The organism is Symbiopectobacterium purcellii, from assembly GCF_052050035.1.
Lineage (GTDB): Bacteria > Pseudomonadota > Gammaproteobacteria > Enterobacterales > Enterobacteriaceae > Symbiopectobacterium > Symbiopectobacterium purcellii_A.
The window spans coordinates 317266-333856 of the sequence record NZ_CP189882.1; the positions used below are offsets into that span (position 1 = coordinate 317266).

A 16591-nucleotide genomic window follows, 5' to 3' on the forward strand; every position below is an offset into this window, starting at 1 on the left:
TTACCACAACCGCGTGTCGCTGTTGCCGTGTCAGTGGAGGCGCAGTATAGGGAGTTCTTTCGCGCTGACAAGCGTTAAATGAGTCTGTAAAGAATTTTGTGTAAATGGCTCCATTGCTTAACCGGAGATTCGTTCTCCATACATCAACATGAATTGGCTCATAGCAGGTTTCCAGTCTCTGATTGGCAAGGTCCATTTAGCAGAGATATTATGCAAGGCTAGATAGAGTAATTTTATCACCAAGCGTGTTGCTTAATAGTGAAATAAGGGTGTTTCGGTGATTGAAGTAAATTTTACGCTGTTCTGAGATGGAAATTCCAAAGACCGGCGCTAAGGAGTAAGAAGGTATCATCAATAAAGGGTCTACGATTCCGTAAAATTTGGGTAATGCAACCGAGGCGCTTGATAGGCTTTGTTGAATAATTTAACCGTTTGATTTACATCTTCTTTAGTTAGAATGCATTTACAGAGAATGTATTTTGTTAGAACGACAAATCAAATAGTTAGCACAATAAAAAGCATTCCGAGAGGAAAAATTAGTCGTTGAAATTTTATAATGCTTATATAAATCAGTATCTTAAATTATTCAACAAAGCACTATCATCGCTCCCGATAGCAGCTCCCCATGGCAAAGCAAAAGTTTAAAATCACCAACTGGCCCACCTACAACAAAGCACTCAGACAACGCGGCTCCCTGACGGTCTGGCTTGATGAGTCCGCCATCGCTGCATGGACTGACAGTGCTTCGCCTGAAGGTCGTGGTCGGCCGCTTTACTACACCGATATGGCTGTTACCACGGTTTTGATGATAAAGCGCGTGTTTAACCTGTCGCTCCGGGCATTACAGGGCTTTGTCGACTCGGTTTTTACACTGATGAGCCTGCCACTGCGCTGCCCGGACTACTCTCTGGTCAGTCGGCGGGCAAAAACCGTCAGTATCAGCATAAAAACGCCAACGCGTGGTGAAATCTCGCATCTGGTCATCGACAGTACCGGTCTGAAGGTCTTTGGCGAAGGTGAATGGAAAGTCAGGCAGCATGGGGCTGACAGACGAAGAGTGTGGCGCAAGCTTCATCTGGCAGCAGACAGTGCGACGCATGAGATTATCTGTGCCGACTTATCGCTCAGCGGAACGACAGATGCGCAGGCACTGCCGGGCCTGATTAACCAAACCCACCGAAAAATCAGGGAAGTGTCAGCAGACGGTGCTTATGACGCCCGTTACTGCCACGATGCGTTGCTAAGAAAGAAAATCAGGCCCCTTATCCCGCCGCGAAGCGGAGCCAAATACTGGCCGGACAAGTACCATGAACGTAACCATGCGGTGGCGAATCAGCGTCTGAGCGGGAGTAATGATATGTGGAAAAAGAAAGTGGGTTATCACCGGCGTTCAGTGGCAGAAACAGCGATGTTCCGCATAAAAACTTTGCTGGGTGGCCATCTGAGCCTGCGTGACTATGAGGCTCAAGTAGGTGAAGCCATAGCGATGGTCAAAGCGCTGAACCGTATGACGTTGTTGGGTATGCCACACAGCGTCAGGATAGGATAACAGGTGTAGCAGAGGGAGTCATCCTGTCGGCTAATTCTGATTTATTCAACAAAGCCACCTTTATTCTCTAAGTTAAACCTCTTTTTATTCTCAATAGCCTGACAAAAAATGCAAGTCTCTATTCAGCAACTAGTTTACCGAGTCATCCGTTGGAAATATTCGTCGCGTTTTCGTTATCTTGCGCAATGAAGCATTTAACGACTCTATCGCGTTGGTGGTGTAGATAACCTTGCGGATCTCCGGCGGAAAGTCAAAAATGACGATGAGACGTTCCCAATTATTTCTCCACGACGGGCTGATCGTCGGGAACTGCTCATCCCATTTGGCCGCGAAGGCATCCAGGGCCTCTTCAGCGCCCTCTAGCGTTGCGGAACTATAGATGGTGCGCAGGTCAGCAGCAACGGCCTTACGTTCTTTCCAGCCGACGTAGCGCAGCGAGTTCCGCACCTGATGCACAATGCAGAGCTGTACCCGCGTATGCGGGTAAACAGCTTCAATGGCATCAGGAAAGCCTTTCAGGCCATCGCAGCAGGCGACGAAGATGTCCTTTAGCCCACGATTTTTCAGTTCTGTCATCACAGATAACCAGAACTTGGCCCCCTCAGTTTTGGCTATCCATAGCCCCAGCAGCTCTTTTTCGCCCTGGCCGTTGACGCCGAGGGCCAGATAAACAGACTTGTTGGCCACGGCTCCGCCGTCCTGGCTTTTGACAACAATACAGTCAAGGTAAACAATGGGATAAAGCGCATCCAGCGGCCGTTGCTGCCAGCCCTTAACTTCATCCATCACAGCATTGATCACTTGAGAAATGAAGCCAGCGGAAACATCGACCCCGTAGACTTCTTTAAAGTGTGCCTGAATATCACGGGTTGATAACCCTCTGGAATAGAGAGAAATAATGCGGTCATCGAAGCCGTTAAGCTGTTTTTCGTTCTTACCGATCAGTGTCGGCTCGAAGGTATAGCCAAACGACATTATTTTGATAACAGCCAGCTATGATTCTTTGCCGCATATCAGGGCATAGGATGTAATCATTTTTAAGTCGGTTGGCTATACTGTTGCGGTCGCGCGGAATATCGAGCTCGATCTCCCCATTTTGGCTACGTACGCTCTTGGATGTCTTGGCATTGCGGGAGTTGCCTGAATGATTACCTGCCGGGTCATGCTTAGCATACCCAAGGTGCATCTCCATCTCAGCTTCAAGAACCCGTTCCGCCAGTCTTTTAGTCAGCACCTTGAGTAGGCCTGATTCACCCAGCAGATCCTGAGGGGAGTGACAATCTTGAAGCAGTTGGTCAATAAGTTCGTTGCTGATAGGCATTTTGTTATCCTTTGAAGGTTTTCCTCAAAATGCCATTTACACAGATTATTTTACAGTCTCCGTTAAATGCAAAAAAAATTCCAAGCGCTTATTTTTAACACAACCACGCCGTATAAAAAAACACTGCATTAATTACTGCCTGGCAACAATATGCTGTTCACTGCCCTCTACATCCAAAGTGACCGGTTTCCCCGGAATCAATTTGCCCGAAAGGATTTCCTGGGCCAATGGGTTTTCAATCTGCTGCTGTATAGCGCGTTTGAGCGGTCGGGCACCGTAAACCGGGTCAAACCCACTCAGCCCCAATTGTTCCAATGCCGCCTCGGTCATCGTGACCTGATAGCCACGTTCTTCCAGTCGTTTGTACAACCGCTGCAACTGAATACGTGCGATGGACATGATGTGTGCCTGGCCTAATGGGTGGAACACCACGACTTCATCGATACGGTTGATAAACTCCGGACGGAAACGATGGCTGACCACATCCAGAACCATGTCACGCATCCCGACATAATCCATTTCACCGAAATGTTCCTGAATAAGGTCGGAACCCAGATTCGAGGTCATCACGATAACCGTATTACGGAAATCCACCGTTCTGCCCTGCCCGTCCGTCAATCGCCCATCGTCAAGCACCTGCAACAGAATGTTGAACACATCCGGATGGGCTTTTTCAACTTCATCAAGCAGGATCACGGAATAAGGATGCCGCCGAACCGCTTCGGTGAGATATCCCCCTTCTTCATACCCCACATATCCCGGAGGTGCGCCCACCAAACGTGACACCGAGTGCTTCTCCATAAATTCTGACATGTCGATACGCACAATTGCGTCATCGCTGTCGAACAAGAAAGCTGCCAGCGTTTTACACAGCTCGGTTTTCCCCACCCCGGTTGGTCCCAGGAACAGGAACGAGCCGATAGGTCGGTTAGGATCCGAAAGGCCTGCACGACTGCGACGAATTGAATTCGCCACAGCGGTGACAGCTTCATCTTGCCCAATAACGCGCTGATGAAGTTCTTGCTCCATACGCAGCAGCTTGTCTCGTTCACTTTCCAGCATGCGCGCAACGGGAATTCCCGTCCATCTTGCCAGCACTTCAGCAATTTCGGCGTCGGTCACTTTGTTGCGTAGCAGGTGCATGGTTTTCCCTTCCGCCTGCGTCGCCGCTGCTAGCTGTTTTTCAAGCTCGGGCAAGCGCCCATACTGCAACTCCGACATGCGGGCGAGATCACCCTGACGACGCGCCTGCTCCAGTTCGATCTTCGTTTGTTCCAACGCGGCCTTGATATTTTGCGTACCGCTCAGAGAGGCTTTCTCGGCTTTCCACTCTTCTTCAAGTTTGGAGTAGTAGCGTTCTTTCTGCTCAAGCTCTTCGTTCAGCAAGGACAGCCGCTTTTGGCTGGCCTCGTCAGATTCTTTTTTCAGCGCCTGCTGTTCCAGCTTTAACTGGATGATGCGCCTGTCCAAGCGATCCAGTGATTCCGGTTTCGAATCCATCTGCATACGAATGCTTGATGCGGCTTCATCAATCAGGTCAATGGCTTTATCCGGCAGTTGTCTGTCGGCAATATAGCGGTGCGACAACATGGCCGCCGCCACAATCGCCGGGTCAGTGATCTGTACGTGATGGTGCAATTCATAACGTTCTTTAAGCCCACGCAAAATCGCAATGGTGTCTTCAACATTGGGTTCCGCCACAAACACCTTTTGGAATCGGCGTTCCAGGGCAGCGTCTTTCTCAATGTATTGCCGGTACTCATCCAGCGTGGTAGCGCCGACGCAATGCAACTCGCCGCGCGCCAATGCGGGCTTCAGCATGTTACCCGCATCCATTGCACCGTCCGCCTTACCCGCGCCAACCATAGTATGCAACTCATCGATAAACAGGATGACGCTGCCTTCCTGTTTTGCCAGATCGTTTAGCACGCCTTTCAGGCGCTCTTCGAATTCACCACGGTATTTGGCACCGGCAATCAATGCCCCCATATCTAACGACAGCACACGTTTGTGTTTCAGCCCTTCAGGCACTTCGCCGTTGACGATACGCTGTGCTAATCCTTCTACGATTGCCGTTTTCCCGACGCCAGGTTCACCGATCAACACCGGGTTATTTTTAGTACGGCGTTGCAGTACCTGTATGGTTCTGCGAATTTCCTCATCACGGCCAATCACCGGGTCCAATTTGCCTTGTTCAGCGCGTTCGGTTAAATCGATGGTGAATTTCTTTAGCGCTTGTCGTTGATCTTCCGCATTTTGGTCGTTCACCTGTTCACCACCACGTACCTGATCAATGGCTTTAGAGACGGCTTCTTTGGTTGCCCCAGCCCGAGCAAGGAGATCGCTCAACGTGCCGCGCGTGTCCAGCGCCGCCAGCAAAAACAGTTCGGAAGAGATAAATGCATCGCCGCGCTTCTGTGCAATCTTGTCACACAGATTGAGAGTACGGACGAATTCATTGGAGGGTTGCACATCGTCATCAACGCCCTGCACCTGAGGTAAGAGTGCGATGGCCTGCTCAATGTCGTTTTTAAAGCGAACCGTGTTTACACCTGCCGTGGTCAACAGCGGGCTGACCGTGCCGCCTTCCTGCTGCAACAACGCACTCATGACGTGTAACGGGTCGATAAACTGATGATCCTTACCGAGCGCAAGAGATTGCGCATCCGCAAGGGCAAGCTGGAATTTATTGGTAAGACGATCCAGACGCATAACTCCTCCCATACATACTGGTCAAAATTGCTACTGGAGATTAAATGAGGTCATCCCTCAAAATTTCAAGATTATTTTGCCAGTAATAATAGGAGGAATGCAGTTACTTGCCATGGATCGTCTTAATTCAGTAGGTTATATCAGCCAGATTAAACTTGCCATACGACCAGTGGTTCCATCGCGGCGATACGAGAAAAATTTGTCGGCCTGAGTCACAGTACAGGCATCGCCACCAAAAATTTTCGTCACTCCTTGAGCTTGCAAGCGCAAACGCGCTAGCTGGTAGATATCGGCAATAAACTTGTTACCCTTAGCGATAAATGCGTCTGCGGCAGCAGTGTGCTGTTCAATAAATGCATCACGTACCTCTGGGCCAACCTCAAACGCCTGCGGCCCGATCGCCGGCCCAAGCCATGCCATCACGGACGATGTGGGTGCGCGAAAATGATGCAATGTTGCCTCCAGCACGCCAGAACACAAGCCGCGCCAACCCGCGTGCGCGGCAGCCACTTCATCACCGCTATCCGAGCAAAACAGCACCGGCAAACAGTCTGCCGTCATTACCGCACACACCAGACTGGGTTGATTGGTGTACGCGGCATCGCCGGTCGGTACGCCTGACACTGAAGACGCTAATGAAATCACCTGCGTTCCATGCACTTGATTTAGCCACTGTGGCATAGCAGGCAAATCCTCCAATGTGACCAGTCGCTGACGATTATCTAACACCGCCTCTGGCCGATCGCCCACGTGCGCACCAAGATTCAACGAATCATAGGGCGTTTGGCTCACGCCTCCCCTTCGCGTGGTACTACAGGCGCGCACACGTTGCAGTGCAGGCCAGTCAGGCAGTATCAGTTCGCTCGTCATCAGCCTCTCTCACCAGTCATATTGATCTTTGAACGCTTCAGCGTCCGCTTTTAATACCTCAATCAAATCAACCATATCTTGTGGTATGGGGGCATGCCACTCCATTTCTATCCCACTGATCGGATGATAAAGGCGCAGCATGGTCGCGTGTAACGCCTGACGATCGAACGAGCGCAGTGCGGTCACCAGTTCCTCTGATGCCCCCTTAGGCAAGCGAGGACGGCCGCCATAAAGTTGATCGCCCACCAGCGGGTGGTTAATGTGCGCCATATGAACACGAATCTGGTGTGTACGACCGGTTTCAAGACGCAGACGCAGACGCGTGTGGTTACGGAAATGCTCCATAATGCGGTAATGGGTCACTGCCGGTTTTCCCATGGGATGCACTGACATATGGGTGCGTTTGGTGGGATGGCGACTCATCGGTTCATTGACCGTGCCGCCCGCCGTCATGCGACCAATCGCAACAGCTTCGTACTCACGCGTGATTTCACGCGCCTGGAGCGATTCCACCAATCGCGTTTGCGCTGGCACGGTTTTCGCTACCACCATCAACCCCGTGGTGTCTTTATCCAGGCGGTGTACAATACCAGCACGCGGTACGTCACCAATAGCCGGATAATGGTGCAGCAACGCATTCAGCACGGTACCGTCCGGATTGCCCGCACCAGGGTGAACCACCAGATCGCGGGGTTTATTGATCACCAGAATGTCTTGATCTTCATAAACGATATCCAGTGCGATATCTTGTGCTTCCCAGCGAACCTCTTCATCGATCAAGGCATCAATCGTAATGGCTTCACCGCCTAACACTTTCTCTTTTGGCTTATTTATCACATTGCCGTTAATCTGTACCCGATCGTCCAAGATCCATTCTTTTATGCGAGAACGTGAATAATCAGGGAACAATTCGGCCAAAGCCTGATCTAACCGTTGACCGAGTTGAGACTCAGCCACCGTTGCGGTGAGTTGTACTTGTTGTGCCATAGTTGCAGCTTCTTCGTTAACGTTGGGTTTTCGCGGCGATGCCGTTTAAAATAATGTACTGTTGTAGCTAGTCTTACCCGGGAGCGTAACGGCCAGTCTCCCGGCATAACACTGTGAGGATAATCAAAACGTTATGATGCGTATGAAATATCTGGTGGCTGCAGCCACGTTGAGCCTGGCGCTGGCGGGTTGTTCCAACAGCTCCAAGGATACGGTTCCCGACAGTCCGCCTTCTGAAATTTATGCTACCGCTCAACAAAAATTGCAGGACAGTCACTTTAAAGCAGCAATCATGCAGTTGGAAGCATTGGATAACCGATATCCTTTCGGGCCCTATTCTCAGCAAGTGCAGCTTGACCTGATTTATGCTTACTACAAATCCGCAGAACTGGCGATGGCGCAAGCCTCAATCGATCGTTTCCTGCGGCTTAACCCTACACACCCGAGTGTGGACTATGCGCTGTACATGCGTGGTTTAACCAACATGGCTCAGGATGATAGCGCACTTCAGGGGTTCTTCGGCGTTGACCGCTCTGACCGCGATCCGCAATATGCACGCGCGGCATTTCGTGACTTCCGCCAGTTGCTGCAAGCGTATCCCCGCAGCCAGTTTGCCACGGATGCGGGCAAACGTCTGGTATTCCTGAAAGAACGTTTAGCTAAATACGAACTCTCCGTCGCCGAATATTACACCAAACGCGGTGCCTACGTCGCCGTTGTTAATCGTGTAGAACAAATGATGCGAGATTTCCCAGACACGCTAGCGACGAAAAGAGCGCTTCCGTTGATGGAAAATGCTTACAGAGAACTCCGACTGCTGGGTCAGGCGGATAAAGTCGCGAAAATCGTCGAGGCTAATCCCGCTTAACCAGAAAGCAACACGCCCCGGCCTAAGCACACGTGTAAACATAAAAAAAACGGCAACCTTGGTTTGCCGTTTTGTTATTCCAACGTCGGAACAGTATCCGAGCATCATCCCGCCACTGACCTTGTCTGGACGCCATCGATCTCATTGATAATGCCACCAGTTGCATCAGGTCTCAAGCCTTGCGTCACGCTTCCTCTATGTGCTTCACAAATTGCAACGAGGTGATCCGACCAGCCAAATAAAAGTGATGTAGATCACGATTTTTATCCCATTTACGGCTATGCTGAAGTTATCTAAGTGAGACGGCAAAAGCAGAGAGGTATGTTATATGACGATCAACATTACCAGTAAGCAAATGGAAATCACCCCCGCAATACGTCAGCATGTCGAAGACCGTCTAACCAAGCTGGATAAATGGCAAACTCACCTGATTAACCCACATATTATTTTATCCAAAGAACCGGTGGGTTTTGTTGTCGACGCGACCATCAGTACGCCCAATGGTCCCTTGGTTGCCAGCGCCAAGCACGAGGATATGTACGCTGCCATTAATGAGCTGCTCGCGAAACTGGAGCGCCAACTGAACAAAATGCAGCATAAGGGAGAAGCACGTCGGGCAACAACGGCCGGTGCCAAAGACGCAGGTATTGAGTTGTTGTAACCGAAATCTTCAAATAACAGTAGCCAACAACGCGCCGTCAGGGCGCGTTGTTGTTTCTGAGGATAAGACGCCTTCGCTTTTTAGTTGACAGAACGAAAAGCCAACAGTTACTTTACAGGGGTACTTTTTCCCCACGAAAGCGCCAGCGCTTAACAGGTAACCAATGAGCCATACACCGTTTTTCTTCGTATTCTTTTTTACCTTACCCTGATTGGGAGGCGATTCGTCATATTGAAAGAATACGAAGACGAACCAGAAAGCCTCCTGAACAGGGGGCTTTTTTTATGCACTTATTTATACGCACTGTATGGATAAAAATGAGCTTACAGGTAACACAACCATGACAGACAACCCTTTACTGGCCTTACGTGAGCGCATCACCGAGTTGGATTTAAAACTGCTTGAACTGCTGGCCGAACGGCGAGAGTTGGCATTGGAAGTGGCACGCGCGAAATTACATACGCATCGCCCGATTCGCGACAAAGAACGAGAAAGAGATTTGCTGGATAAGCTTATCGAGGCGGCAAAGCCCCATCATCTTGATGGGCACTATATTACGCGCCTGTTTCAACTGATTATTGAAGACTCAGTGCTAACGCAGCAGGCACTGTTGCAGCACCATCTTAACCCCACCGGAGCCCACTCGGCGCGTGTCGCCTTTCTTGGCCCTAAAGGCTCCTACTCCCATCTGGCAGCCCGGCAATACGCCGCGCGCCATTTTGAACAGTTGTTTGAGTGCGGCTGCCAGAAGTTTCAGGATATCTTCGCGATGGTGGAAACCGGTCAGGCGGACTACGGCGTTCTGCCCATTGAGAACACCACGTCGGGTGCAATCAATGATGTGTACGACCTCCTGCAACATACCGGGCTGTCGATTGTGGGCGAACTCACCCACCCCATCGATCACTGTATGCTGGTCGCTACTGACACTGACTTATGCCAAATCACGACCGTCTACAGCCATCCCCAGCCCTTCCAACAGTGCAGCAATTTTATCCAGCGCTATCCACAGTGGAAAATCGAGTATTGTGAAAGTACCGCGGCTGCGATGGAAAAAGTCGCCTCATTGAATTCGCCCCACGCCGCTGCGCTCGGCAGCGAGGCCGGTGGATTACTTTATCAACTGCGCGTGCTGGAACATAACCTGGCGAACCAGACCCAAAACACCACCCGCTTTATCGTGTTGGCACGTAAGCCGATTGATGTCTCTGAGCAAGTACCTGCCAAAACCACCTTGATTATGGCGACGGGTCAGCAATCGGGGGCATTAGTGGAAGCACTGCTGGTGCTACGCGAACACAGCATCATTATGACAAAACTGGAATCTCGTCCTATTTACGGTAAAACCTGGGAAGAGATATTTTATATTGATGTGCAGGCTAACTTGCGCGGGGATGAATTACAAAAAGCACTGAAAGAGCTATCGGGCATTACGCGCTCGCTGAAAGTGCTTGGCTGTTACCCGAGTGAGAACGTCGTCCCCGTTGAGATGCACTGAGTATAGCGCTCCCAGCCGCTTGGCTGGGAGCACCATGGCGGCTATCTAGATGCGGCTATCATTAGCCTGTTTCAGCAAAGCGCGACTTTCCACCTGAAAGCGCTGGGCATAATCGCCAAACCAGTGCTTTACTTTCTTGAAGCTGGCGATAAACGCCGCTTTGTCTTTGCTTTCCAACAGTGCAATCGCTTCGCCGAAACGGGCGTAATAGCGTTTGATCAGGGCCAGATTATTTTCGGATGACATGATGATATCGGCATAAAGCTGCGGGTCTTGTGCGAACAACCGCCCGACCATCACCAACTCCAACCGGTAAATCGGTGAAGACAACGCAAGCAACTGCTCAAGCTGCACATTCTCTTCCGCCAAATGCAACCCGTAGGCAAACGTGGCAAAGTGACGCAACGCCTGAATAAACATCATATTTTGATCGTGTTGAACCGCACTGATGCGATGCAGTCGGGCGCCCCATACCTGAATCTGCTCCAACAACCATTGGTAAGCTTCAGGCTGGCGACCATCACAATACACCACGACCTGCTTGGCAAGGCTACCGCTGTCTGGTCCGAACATCGGGTGCAAGCCGACTACCGGGCCGGAATGTGCCGCCAGCATCGCCTGCAACGGCCCATTTTTCACCGACGCCAGATCCACCAGAATACAATCCTCCGGCAGGCGCGGTAACTGTGCAATCACCTGTTCTGTCACATGAATGGGCACGCTAACGATCACCATGCCAGCATCCGCCAACAGGCTCTCAGCCTGAGGCCAGTCCTCTTTTTCCAACAGCCTTACTTCATAGCCGGACAGACGCAACATTTTTTCGAACATACGTCCCATCTGCCCACGTCCTCCCACAATGACAACAGGTCGCAGTTGCGGACACAGAGTCTTAAAACCTTTGTCATTTTCACTGGCGTAGGATTCTCGCATCACCCGGCGCAGAACATCCTCAATAAGATCCGCTGGCACGTTGAGAGCCTCAGCCTCTTCACGGCGAGAACGCAGCATTGCAGCCTCGCGATCGGGATCATAGAGAGGGAGACCATAGCGGCTTTTTACTTCTCCGACTTCTGCCACTAATGCCAGCCTACGCGCCAACAACCCCAGCAGCGCCTTATCCACCTCATCAATCTGATCCCGCAACGCGGTCAGTTCTGCAACCATGTTCTGTTATTCTCCCAACGATGAACGGCGTACCGCCCCTAGCTCCTGATGCACCGATCTCAGCAACGCATCGGTGCTTTCCCAATTGATGCAGGCATCCGTCACCGATACGCCATATTGCATTGCCGAACGCTGTTGCTCCGATGACTGATTACCTTCATGGATATGACTTTCCAGCATCATGCCAATAATGGAACGGTTACCCGCTTTAATTTGCTCGACAATGGATGACACCACCTGCGGTTGGCGACGGTAATCTTTATTCGAGTTGCCATGGCTGCAATCTATCATGAGTGAAGGCGTTAAGCCCGCCGCCTGCATCTGTTTTTCACATTCCGCTACGTCTTGTGCACTGTAGTTTGGCTGTTTGCCACCACGCAAAATAACATGGCCGTCGCTGTTACCCTGGGTTTGCAACAGGCACACCAGGCCGGTTTGGTTGATCCCCACAAAACGGTGCGGCATTGCCGCTGCTTTCATCGCATTAATGGCCGTACCCAGGCTACCATCGGTGCCGTTCTTGAAACCTACAGGCATCGAGAGGCCAGATGCCATTTCGCGGTGCGTCTGCGATTCAGTGGTACGCGCACCAATCGCTGACCAGCTGAACAGATCGCCCAGATATTGTGGGCTGTTGGGATCCAATGCTTCTGTCGCCAAAGGCAGCCCCATATTTACCAGGTTGAGCAGCAGCTCACGTGCAATGTGTAAACCCGCCTCTACATCGAAGGAGCCATCCATATAAGGGTCATTGATCAGACCTTTCCAACCGACGGTAGTACGCGGTTTTTCAAAATAAACGCGCATTACGATGTACAACCGATCGCTCAATTCGGCTGATAGCGTATGCAACCGGCGGGCATACTCCAACGCAGCATCCGTGTCGTGAATGGAACAGGGTCCACACACCACCAATAAACGGTTATCACGCCCTTGGATAATATCGGAAATGGTTCGGCGCGCCGTGGAAATGGCCTGCTCTTCTTGCTTATTGAGGGGATATTTTGCTTTAATCTCATCGGGCGTAATCAGTACTTGTTCATCGGCAATATTGATGTTGTTGAGCGAATCTTTTTGCATGTTCATTTTCCTGGACAGTTCTTGAGTAGCGTAGCGCGCTTTCCGCCTCCATATTGAGTTCAAGATACCACACCATGTAAAGATTTCAATCCATGGAGTGTAAGTTTAAAATTACTAATACACTGTACACTTGAATAATGCGTTCGCTTTGCTTGCCGCCGGCTTTCCTCGCTTATCTCAATGCAAATAGTGATAGAATCAATGCAACAGGAGGAAAGCATGCTGAGAGCCATCCTAATTGATGACGAGCAACTGGCTCGTGAAGAGTTGTTGCTACTACTGGATAAAGAAGATGATATCGAGGTGATAGCGCAGTGCAGCAACGCACTGGAAGCGATACCGATGATTAACCGGCTTCAACCGGATGTGATCTTTCTTGATATCCAGATGCCGAAAATCAGTGGGTTGGAACTGGTTGCCATGCTCGATCCTGACAGCATGCCTTACGTTGTTTTTGTCACCGCCTATGACGAATACGCGGTGCGCGCTTTTGAGGAACATGCCTTTGATTATTTGCTTAAGCCGCTGGACAACCAGCGCCTGGCAAAAACCCTCAATCGTCTTCGTCGCGGCACATCCGTAAATAAAAATGTACAACTTATTGCGGAGCCACAACTGAGGCATATCCCGTGCCACGGCCACAACCGTATTTTTCTTCTTAAAATTGAGGAAGTGGAATACCTCTGTTCAGAACTGAGCGGCGTCCATGTAGTAGGGCTTAATCAGTCAGGTTATACCCAGCTATCGCTAAAAACGCTGGAAGAGAAAACGCCTTTTGTACGCTGTCATCGCCAATATATGGTGAACACAGAGCTGCTTCAGGAAATACAGTTGATGGATAACGGTGGTGCAGAAGTCATTACCCACACCGGTAAACATATTCCTGTGAGCCGACGCTATTTAAAAAGTTTGAAAGAGAAGCTGGGTATTGCTTGATACCGACAGAAACCGCCCTCTGATAAGGATAATGGGATGAGATTCGGATACGTATTATGCCTGACATTGTTGCTTGCCAGTTGTCAAACCTCTCAGACACCGTCACCGGAAAAATCCCATTCCGTCTGGTATAACATGGGGCTCAACGATGCCATGGCCGGAAACGTGGTGAAAGATAACGATGCACTGGTGGAATGGTCTGGTGATACAGCCATTGATCGCTCACATTACTTACAGGGTTATCAGGATGGACAAGCAACATTGTGCCATGCAACCCGACTGGAGGAGTGGGGAAAAGCGGGAAAAGATTTTCCCGCCAGCTGTGACAGTGTAGAAAATGCTGAGCAACTCAAATCCAGTTGGCAAAAATATATTGCCAGTAATAACTGATGGTACTACTTAATATTACAGAGAATGATGCTTTCTACCGTTCATTGATTTACACGTTACAAGGATGGGTACTACATTAACGAGTCTTATAACTTGTATTAGTCGCGACTTGATCTGACACATGACCTTGAAAGGTTGAGAGTCACCGGTTTTGATATGGGTGTCTAATCCTTAAACAAAACGCGAGGTAACTCTCATGCTTCATACTAACAGTCCCATCATCAAACACAAAGCCGGCCTGCTCAATCTCGCCGAAGAACTTGGTAACGTATCAAAAGCCTGCAAGATCATGGGCGTGTCGCGCGACACGTTTTACCGTTATTAGGAACTGGCTGCTGAAGGTGGCATCGATGCACTGGTTAACCAGAACCGCCGGGTTCCCAACCTGAAGAACCGCGCCGACGAAGCCACTGAACGCGCGGTTGTTGAATATGCCGTTGAGTTCCCGGCCCACGGGCAGCACCGGACCAGTAATGAGCTGCGTAAAAAAGGCGTATTTATCTCCGGCAGCGGCGTGCGGTCCATCTGGCAACGGCACGATCTGGAGAACTTCCGTAAACGCCTGAAGGCGCTTGAGGAAAAAGTTGCCAGAGAAGGCATCGTGCTTACCGATGTCCAAATCGCAGCGCTGGAGAAAAAGGCGCATGATGATGAGGCCAGCGGCGAAATCGAGACGGCTCATCCGGGTTATCTCGGGTCGCAGGACACCTTCTACGTTGGCAATCTGAAAGCGGTGGGCCGTATCTACCAGCAGACGTTCGTGGATACGTACTCGAAAGTGGCACACTGCAAGCTTTATACGAGTAAAACGCCGATCACTGCCGCCGACCTGCTAAATGATCGCGTACTGCCGTTCTACGAGGCTCAGGGACTGCCGATGCTGAGAATACTGACCGACAGGGGAACGGAGTACTGTGGTAAGGTGGAGCAGCATGATTACCAGCTGTATCTGGCCATCAACGATATCGACCACACAAAAACGAAGGCGATGTCTCCGCAAACGAACGGCATCTGCGAGGCTTTGTTGAATAATTTAAGATACTGATTTATATAAGCATTATAAAATTTCAACGACTAATTTTTCCTCTCGGAATGCTTTTTATTGTGCTAACTATTTGATTTGTCGTTCTAACAAAATACATTCTCTGTAAATGCATTCTAACTAAAGAAGATGTAAATCAAACGGTTAAATTATTCAACAAAGCCCATCTGCGAGCGCTTCCATAAAACGATTTTGCAGGATTTTTATCAGGTTACGTTCCGCAAGAAGTTATATGGGGACCTGGAGAGCCTGCAGGCAGATCTGGACAACTGGTTGTGGCATTACAATAAACTAGTTGCTGAATAGAGACTTGCATTTTTTGTCAGGCTATTGAGAATAAAAAGAGGTTTAACTTAGAGAATAAAGGTTTGAAATGATCAACAAAGAGCGGTTGTTACGAGATAATCGTTTATGTAAAGCAATCATTGGATTATCAGTCGAAGAATTGAAAAATTTAGCCGCTGAATTTTCAGCTTGTTATTTGATTTATCGGAAAAAGAATCGAAAAGATCACGAGCGGCAGATGGGTGCAGGGCAGAAAGGATTTATCCCAACCCCATTAGATAAACTGCTTTTTATTTTATTGTATTTAAAATGTTATCCGACCTATGATTTGCAAGGACTTCTTTTTGGTTTAGATAGAACACGGGTATGTCGCTGGGTAAAAATATTATTGCCGGTTTTAGAGATGACCTTGGGGCGAGAATGTGTTTTGCCCGCTCGTCAAATTCGCTCTGCTGAGGAATTTTTTCGCGCCTTTCCTGGAGTTAAAGACGTCTTTATTGATGGGACAGAGCGACCTGTCCAAAAGCCTAAGAATCTGCGTCGGCGAAAGAAAATGTATTCGGGAAAGAAAAGACAGACCACTCGAAAAGGGCTTATTATGACTGACGAAACAAGGCAAATTGGATTTATCCCCATGAGCAAAAATGGGCGCCGTCACGATAAACGCTTACTCGATAAAGTCGATATAATTCGCCATATTCCTCCTGAGGTAACCATCTGGGCAGATACCGGTTTTCAAGGTATAGATAAACAGCATCCTAATACACAAATCCCAAAAAAAGGAACTCGAAAAAGACCTTTATCGCCTGAACAAAAACAAGAAAATAAAATAATCTCGGGCATCCGTATTACAGTTGAACACGCCATCGCGGGTATCAAGCGCCTCGGTTGCATGACCCAAATTTTACGGAATCGTAGAACCTTTATTGATGATACCTTCTTACTCCTTAGCGCCGGTCTTTGGAATTTCCATCTCAGAACAGCGTAAAATTTACTTCAATCACCGAAACACCCTTATTTCACTATTAAGCAACACGCTTAATAATGAGCGAACTCATCAGGGAAAAATGTGCTGCGGGCGAACGCCAATGGCCACGTTACTTGATGGAAAACGGGTCTGGGCAGAAAAGGATCTGAACCGGATGTAATCTGACAGACACCTGTATAAATAACCGGTAACTGTCAGATCGAGTCTGTAAAGAATTTTGTGTAAATGGCTCCATTG

14 protein-coding genes, 3 pseudogenes and 1 other annotated feature are annotated in these 16591 nt (G+C 49.5%); of the genes and pseudogenes, 10 read left to right on the forward strand and 7 right to left on the reverse strand.

Annotated elements, in window-relative coordinates:
* Positions 1 to 117 precede the first annotated feature (117 nt).
* Positions 118 to 243 carry a hypothetical protein gene (locus ACQGXV_RS03260; RefSeq protein ID WP_440867851.1) on the reverse strand — a complete coding sequence of 42 codons (126 nt, stop codon included), beginning with the start codon at positions 241 to 243 and terminating at the stop codon, positions 118 to 120.
* Positions 244 to 625: 382 nt separating this feature from the next.
* Here ACQGXV_RS03260 and ACQGXV_RS03265 point away from each other — a divergent pair, with 382 nt between their 5' ends.
* Positions 626 to 1549 (forward strand): IS5 family transposase, encoded by a 924-nt coding sequence (locus ACQGXV_RS03265; protein WP_440863224.1) that lies wholly within the window; start codon positions 626 to 628, stop codon positions 1547 to 1549.
* Positions 1550 to 1684: 135 nt separating this feature from the next.
* Here the strand turns inward: ACQGXV_RS03265 and ACQGXV_RS03270 are convergent.
* The 4 genes and pseudogenes from ACQGXV_RS03270 to rluD form a co-directional block, all read right to left on the reverse strand.
* Positions 1685 to 2870: pseudogene (locus ACQGXV_RS03270) on the reverse strand (IS256 family transposase); the annotation flags it as partial.
* A gap of 132 nt (positions 2871 to 3002) precedes the next feature.
* Positions 3003 to 5582 (reverse strand): ATP-dependent chaperone ClpB, encoded by a 2580-nt coding sequence (clpB, locus tag ACQGXV_RS03275; protein WP_440864872.1) that lies wholly within the window; start codon positions 5580 to 5582, stop codon positions 3003 to 3005.
* Between the two features lie 135 nt (positions 5583 to 5717).
* Positions 5718 to 6452: a purine nucleoside phosphorylase YfiH gene (gene yfiH, locus ACQGXV_RS03280; protein ID WP_440864873.1), complete on the reverse strand. Its 735-nt coding sequence runs from the start codon at positions 6450 to 6452 to the stop codon at positions 5718 to 5720.
* A 9-nt stretch (positions 6453 to 6461) separates the two neighbouring features.
* Positions 6462 to 7439, reverse strand: a complete 978-nt coding sequence (gene rluD / locus ACQGXV_RS03285; protein ID WP_222157870.1) for a 23S rRNA pseudouridine(1911/1915/1917) synthase RluD — start codon at positions 7437 to 7439, stop codon at positions 6462 to 6464.
* A gap of 133 nt (positions 7440 to 7572) precedes the next feature.
* On the opposite strand from rluD, the gene bamD reads away from it, so the two are divergent.
* From bamD to pheA, 4 genes are all read left to right on the forward strand, one after another.
* Positions 7573 to 8307 carry an outer membrane protein assembly factor BamD gene (gene bamD, locus ACQGXV_RS03290; RefSeq protein ID WP_440864874.1) on the forward strand — a complete coding sequence of 245 codons (735 nt, stop codon included), beginning with the start codon at positions 7573 to 7575 and terminating at the stop codon, positions 8305 to 8307.
* Positions 8308 to 8635: 328 nt separating this feature from the next.
* Positions 8636 to 8968 (forward strand): ribosome-associated translation inhibitor RaiA, encoded by a 333-nt coding sequence (gene raiA, locus ACQGXV_RS03295; RefSeq protein ID WP_440864875.1) that lies wholly within the window; start codon positions 8636 to 8638, stop codon positions 8966 to 8968.
* A 162-nt stretch (positions 8969 to 9130) separates the two neighbouring features.
* Positions 9131 to 9254 (forward strand) — a sequence feature (Phe leader region).
* Positions 9132 to 9179, forward strand: a complete 48-nt coding sequence (gene pheL / locus ACQGXV_RS03300; protein WP_440867194.1) for a pheA operon leader peptide PheL — start codon at positions 9132 to 9134, stop codon at positions 9177 to 9179. It overlaps the preceding feature by 48 nt.
* A 54-nt stretch (positions 9255 to 9308) precedes the next feature.
* Positions 9309 to 10466 (forward strand): bifunctional chorismate mutase/prephenate dehydratase, encoded by a 1158-nt coding sequence (gene pheA, locus ACQGXV_RS03305; protein WP_440867196.1) that lies wholly within the window; start codon positions 9309 to 9311, stop codon positions 10464 to 10466.
* Positions 10467 to 10511: 45 nt separating this feature from the next.
* Here the strand turns inward: pheA and tyrA are convergent, their stop codons facing one another.
* Positions 10512 to 11633 carry a bifunctional chorismate mutase/prephenate dehydrogenase gene (gene tyrA, locus ACQGXV_RS03310; RefSeq protein ID WP_440864876.1) on the reverse strand — a complete coding sequence of 374 codons (1122 nt, stop codon included), beginning with the start codon at positions 11631 to 11633 and terminating at the stop codon, positions 10512 to 10514.
* A gap of 6 nt (positions 11634 to 11639) precedes the next feature.
* Entirely contained in the window at positions 11640 to 12713 is a 1074-nt protein-coding gene (locus tag ACQGXV_RS03315) for a 3-deoxy-7-phosphoheptulonate synthase (protein WP_440864877.1), read from the reverse strand.
* Between the two features lie 219 nt (positions 12714 to 12932).
* On the opposite strand from ACQGXV_RS03315, the gene btsR reads away from it, so the two are divergent.
* The 5 genes and pseudogenes from btsR to ACQGXV_RS03340 all read left to right on the forward strand — a co-directional run.
* Positions 12933 to 13649, forward strand: a complete 717-nt coding sequence (btsR, locus tag ACQGXV_RS03320) for a two-component system response regulator BtsR (protein ID WP_440864878.1) — start codon at positions 12933 to 12935, stop codon at positions 13647 to 13649.
* A 36-nt stretch (positions 13650 to 13685) separates the two neighbouring features.
* Complete coding sequence (locus tag ACQGXV_RS03325; protein WP_440864879.1) at positions 13686 to 14039, forward strand: DUF2799 domain-containing protein; 354 nt, start codon at positions 13686 to 13688, stop codon at positions 14037 to 14039.
* 196 nt (positions 14040 to 14235) lie between these two features.
* Positions 14236 to 15057, forward strand: a pseudogene (locus tag ACQGXV_RS03330) (helix-turn-helix domain-containing protein); the annotation flags it as partial.
* Between the two features lie 397 nt (positions 15058 to 15454).
* Positions 15455 to 16354: a transposase family protein gene (locus ACQGXV_RS03335; protein WP_440864880.1), complete on the forward strand. Its 900-nt coding sequence runs from the start codon at positions 15455 to 15457 to the stop codon at positions 16352 to 16354.
* 52 nt (positions 16355 to 16406) lie between these two features.
* Positions 16407 to 16514, forward strand: a pseudogene (locus ACQGXV_RS03340) (IS481 family transposase); the annotation flags it as partial.
* Positions 16515 to 16591: the final 77 nt, after the last annotated feature.